3 protein-coding genes are annotated in these 5,387 nt (G+C 72.7%); 2 read left to right on the top strand and 1 reads right to left on the bottom strand.

Annotated features, from left to right (window positions below):
- Positions 1 to 657, bottom strand: a 657-nt coding sequence (locus DMH08_RS38330) for a PAS domain-containing protein (RefSeq protein ID WP_125621134.1), incomplete at its 3' end; no start/stop codon positions are given.
- 288 nt (positions 658 to 945) lie between these two features.
- Between DMH08_RS38330 and DMH08_RS38325 the strand changes: the two genes are divergently transcribed.
- Both DMH08_RS38325 and DMH08_RS38320 read left to right on the top strand, forming a co-directional pair.
- A complete protein-coding gene (locus DMH08_RS38325) occupies positions 946 to 4,095 on the top strand; it encodes a M14 family metallopeptidase (RefSeq protein ID WP_125621132.1) in 3,150 nt (1,049 codons plus the stop codon).
- A 534-nt stretch (positions 4,096 to 4,629) separates the two neighbouring features.
- Positions 4,630 to 5,256, top strand: coding sequence for a sigma-70 family RNA polymerase sigma factor (locus tag DMH08_RS38320; RefSeq protein ID WP_051301010.1), 627 nt, complete (start codon positions 4,630 to 4,632; stop codon positions 5,254 to 5,256).
- The last annotated feature ends 131 nt before the right edge of the window (positions 5,257 to 5,387 follow it).

Below are 5,387 nucleotides of genomic sequence, written 5' to 3'. Positions count from 1 at the left end.
GGGGTGGACGGGGAGCGGGGGGGGGGGGGTGAGGGTGGGGGCGGGGCAGCGGAGGCCGAGGACGCGGCGGGTGATGGCCGGGGTGGCGGGGTCGGCGGGCAGGAGGGCGGCGAGGGCGCGGGCGGCGGCGGCGCTCGCGGCGGTGACGAGGGCGGGTTCGACGCGCAGCAGGCTGGCGCCGGAGTCGCGGCGGGCGGCGCCGTCGGGTCCGGCGACGAGGACGCCGCCCATGGACAGGCCGGGGCCCTGCTCGCGGAGGTGCCGCAGGTCGGCGGCCAGGGCGAGGACGGCGGCGCCGGGCGCGTCCTCCAGGGGGTAGACCCACCAGGCGGTCTCGACGAGTTCGCCGTGGTCGGCGCGGGGCACGGTGCAGGCGCCGCACCAGACGTGCCCGAACGCGCCGGGCTGGAAGGCGGCGCGGTGCTCGCCGGGGAGCCGCAGGAGGGCGGCGGGGGCGCGCCCGACGGCGGCGTCGGGCGGGACGCCGAACAGGTCGGCGGCGGCGGCGTTCCAGTGCACGATGCGGCCGTCGCGGTCGAGGGTGAAGGCGGCGATGCGGGCGACGCCGAGCAGCTGCTGGTGCAGGAACCTGGGCGTGTACGCCTCGGGCGGCGCCCCGTCGGCGATGTCCGGCGGGCGGCTCTGCGGGACGGTCATGCGGACCCCCTGGACGAACGGCGCGCACGCCTGATCGGCAGGCGCCTGACGAGCACTGGCGACCCTTGGTGAAGGTGACGCTACATCGTGTGACGGCGGCGTGTCCGCGCTACGCGGAAAGCGGCCGGGGTTTCTCGCGCGGGGCGGACGCACCAATGGGAGGTCCGGTGCACGCCCGCCCCAAAATGACCAGAAGCGGCAAATGGCGCCAATAGTGCGTTGACACCCCTCTCACCCCGGATGACGATCACGCAACCCCCAGTTGTGATCAATGCCAGGGAGGGCGCGATGACGCGCACGCTGTTCCGGCACAGACGACTCACACCCATCCTGGCCGCCGGGGCGCTCCTGCTCGGAGCGCTCACGGCGGCCCCCGCGAACGCCGCCCCCGCGCCGCCCGCCGCGAGCGGCGCCGTGGACGTGTACACCGCCGAGCTGTCGCCGGCGCAGATGAAGATCCTCGACCGGGCCGGGCTCGGCCACGAGGACGTCGAGATCGCGAAGGCGGACGGCGACCGCGTCCGCGTCGAGGCCGTGATGAACGGCGCGATGGCCGCCGAGCTGAACCGGCAAGGGCTCGGCCTGAAAGTCAAGAAGGTGGACGGCAGGGACGCCCGCGCGCGCGCCAAGGCGGCCCCCGACAACGTGTTCCGCCCCTACAGCGGCCCCGGCAACCTCCGCGAGGAGCTGCTGAAGGTCGCCGCCGACAACCCCTCGATCGCGAAGACCGTCGACATCGGCGAGACCCACCAGGGCAAGCCGATCACGGCCGTCCGGGTGAGCAAGGACGTCGCGAACCTGCGGGACGGGCAGCGCCCGGTGGTCGTCTACCAGGGGACGCAGCACGCGCGCGAGTGGATCACGCCCGAGATGGTGCGGCGGCTCCTGCACCACTTCGTGGACGGCTACGGCTCCGACGCCGAGCTCACGAAGATCGTCGACACCACCGACCTGTGGTTCATCCCCGTGGTCAACGTGGACGGCTACGACCTGACGTTCGAGGACGGGTTCCGGCTCTGGCGCAAGAACGTCCGGGACAACGACGGCGACGGGCGGCTGACCGGGCAGGACGGCGTCGACCTGAACCGGAACTTCCCGTACAAGTGGGGGTACGACAACGAGGGGTCGTCGCCGCTGCGGACGAACGCGACCTACCGCGGCCCGTCGCCCGGCTCGGAGCCGGAGACGCAGGCGCAGATGCGGCTGTTCGAGCGGCTGCGGCCCACGTACCTGGTCAACTATCACTCGGCGGCGGAGCTGCTGCTGTACGGCAACGGCTGGCAGACGCTCACCCGCAGCCCGGACGACCCGATCTACGAGGCGCTGCTCGGCGACGCCGAGGACCCGGCCGTCCCCGAGTACGTCCCGCAGCTCAGCGCGCAGCTGTACACGACCAACGGCGACACCAACGACCACACCGACAACCTGTACGGCACGCTCTCGTACACCCCGGAGATGGCGACCTGCGAGACGGCCGCCGGATACGACCCGGACGACGAGTGGGAGCCGAACGGGTGCGGCAGCGGCTTCGAGTTCCCGGACGACGAGGCGCTGGTCGAGAAGGAGTTCCGGAACAACCTGCCGCTGGCGGTCGCCACCGCGCGGTCGGCGCAGGACCCCGACCACCCCGTCTCGGTCGTCGACCGGACGACGCCGGACTTCGAGACCGACCCGTTCGAGGTGTCGTACGGGTCCGAGCAGGAGGTTTCTGCGTACATCCGCCGGTCGCTGGCGAACCGCGACCTGCTCTACCGGATCAACGGCGGCCCCGTGCGGCAGGACGGCGCCCGCGAGTGGCGCGGCGGCGACCGGTACGGCGACGGGAACGACCGCTACTACGGCGAGTTCCGCGGCAAGGTCTCGGGGCAGAAGCCCGGCGACGAGGTCGAGGTGTGGTTCGCGGGGACGAACGCGAAGGGCGAGCGCGTCGAGAGCGAGCGCTTCACCTACGAGGTCCGCGACCGGGCGAAGGCGGACGTGCTCGTCATCGCCGACGAGGACTACACCGGCGTCAACCCGACCTACCCGGCCGGGACGGACGAGCCCAGGTACGCGGGGCGGTACGCGGACCTGGTGCGCGAGGCCGGGCACACGCCGCTCGTGTGGGACATCGACAAGGACGGCGCGCCGCACCACCTGGGCGTCCTGAAGCACTTCCGGGCCGTGGTCTGGTACCTGGGCGACAACCGCCTGACGCAGGACGAGGCCGACGAGCCGGTGCAGACGGCCATCGGGCCGATGCCGGACTCGCAGGTCGCGGACCGCGCGAAGGACACGCAGCTCAACGTCCGCGCGTACCTGAACGAGCGCGGGAAGCTGCTGCACGTCGGTGAGACGACCGGGTACGCGGGCGAGGCCAGCCGGTACAACGGCGGCGGGCTCTACTACGGCCTCAAGGGCGCCCCGGACGAGCCCTGCGTCATCACGACCAGCTTCCGGGACGACTGCGAGCTGCTGTCGGACGACTTCTTCCAGTACTACCTGGGCGCCTACGACCGGCAGCACATCGGGTCCCCGGCGACGTTCGCGGGGTCCCGGCGGCCGTTCCAGGGCGTCGAGGCGGGGCTGGCGGGCACGCCGTCCAACGAGCTGAACGAGGCGGGCGGCTTCCAGGTCACCTCGTCGGTCCTGCCCGCGGCGGACTTCCCGCAGTTCCGCAGCTGGAAGGCCGGCGACTACACGGGCGCCGCCGCGGGGACCGAGCCGATCCAGGGCCGGTTCTACGTCGCGGGGACGCACCAGGACGCCGTCTACCGGCGGCTCACGCGGACGATCGACCTGACCGGGGTCACGGCCGCGCAGGCGCCGAAGCTGCAGGCCCAGCTCTCGTTCAGCACCGAGGGCGGGTACGACAACGTGATCGTCGAGGCGCACACGGCCGGGGCGGACGACTGGACGACGCTGCCCGACGAGAACGGGCGCACGGACACGTCCGTCCCGACCCAGTGCGAGCAGGAGTACCTGCTCGACATGCACCCGTTCCTGGAGCACTACCTGACGCGCGGCAACCCGTGCGGCGGCACGGGGACGACCGGTGAGTGGAACGCGTTCACCGGCGACTCGGGCGGCTGGGTGCCGGCCTCGTTCGACCTGGCCGCGTACGCGGGCGAGAAGGTCGAGGTGTCGATCTCCTACGTGAGCGACCCGGCCACCGGCGGGTCCGGCCTGTTCGTCGACGACACGAAGGTGACGACGTCCGGCGGGGTGCTCGACGCCGAGGGCTTCGAGTCCGGTCTCGGGCCGTGGGCGGTCCAGGGCGCGCCCGCGGGCAGCCCGGGCAACCTGTCCGAGTTCGTCCGGGCGGAGGCCCTCGTCGACTCGGTGTCGGCCGTCGCGACCAAGGACACCGTGCTCCTCGGGTTCGGCCTCGAACAGGTCGAGGGCACGGCCCGGCAGGAGGCCCTGATGAAGGGAGCGCTGAACCTCCTGCTCCCCTGACCGTCCCGACCGCCGGTCCGGCCCGGCGCCCCCGCCGGGCCGATCGGGCACGTTTTCCCTGATCAACGGGTAAACTACGCCCCCAGGAGCCACGCGCTTCTGGGGGCGTCCCACTTCTTGTGACGGACGCCACGCAACCTTTTGGGCCTTACACCGCGTCTTACGTAACGGGAACACCACCGGAGAGCAACAGCGCCGGTCCGGACACGACCCGCGACGTCCCGGCCAACGGGGTCGCCCTGGCATCGCCCGACTCGCGCGTCTCCTCTCGGCCCACCTTCCAAGCGCGGCCGAGCAACCCGACACGCCGGGCCCCGGCAAAGCCGACGGGGACCGAACCGGCGTCCCACCACGGCCCGATGACGAGCACGTCCTGACGGCGGGCCCGTCACGAACCCGGCCGAGAACCGTCGGGGGCCGGTGGCACGAACCGAACCGAACGGGGGGCGGTCCTTCCGCCCGACACGCGCGCGCACGCCGCCGAGCGCGCGACTGCGGGTCCCGAGCCCGCAGGCAACGACCACGGGAGCGATGATGACCGCTGCTACCTTCACCACCGACCTTCGCACCGAGCGCGACCTGCCGAGCGCCCAGCGTTACGAGCGGGACGTCCTTCCCTTGGCCGACCCTCTGTACGCGCAGGCCGTCCGGATGACGCGCAACAGCGCGGACGCCGAGGACCTCGTGCAGGAGACCCTCGCCAAGGCTTACGTGAACTTCCACCAGTTCAAGGAAGGCACGAACCTCAAGGCGTGGCTGCACCGCATCCTGACCAACAACTTCATCAACACCTACCGCAAGAAGCAGCGCGAGCCCCAGCGCGCCGGCTCCGAGGAGCTGGAGGAGTGGCAGATCGCCCAGGGCGAGGCCCACGCCGAGGGGTTCCGGTCCGCCGAGCACGAGGCGCTCGACCGCATCCCGGACGCGCGGATCGTCGACGCCCTGCGCGCGCTGCCCAAGGAGTTCCGCGACGCCGTGTACCTGGCGGACGTCGAGGGCTACCCGTACAAGGAGATCGCCCAGATGATGGGCACCCCGATCGGCACGGTCATGTCGCGCCTGCACCGGGGCCGCAAGCAGCTCCGCGAGGCCCTCGCCGACCACCCGCGCGCGGGAGGCGCCCGCCCCGAGGAGCCGGCCGACCACACGCTCGCCGCCTGACCCGCCGATCCGCCGCACGGCCCTGGCCGGAACGTTCCACGCGGACGTCCCCGCACGTCCCCGGACCGTCCGGCGGGACCGCCCCGGACCCGCCGGACGGTCCGGGGACGTGCGGGGACGTCCGCGTGGAA

The organism is Actinomadura sp. WAC 06369 (assembly GCF_003947565.1).
Taxonomy (GTDB): domain Bacteria; phylum Actinomycetota; class Actinomycetes; order Streptosporangiales; family Streptosporangiaceae; genus Spirillospora; species Spirillospora rifamycini.
Note: the sequence above shows the minus strand (reverse complement) of the source record. Positions and strands in the feature narration are given on the sequence as shown.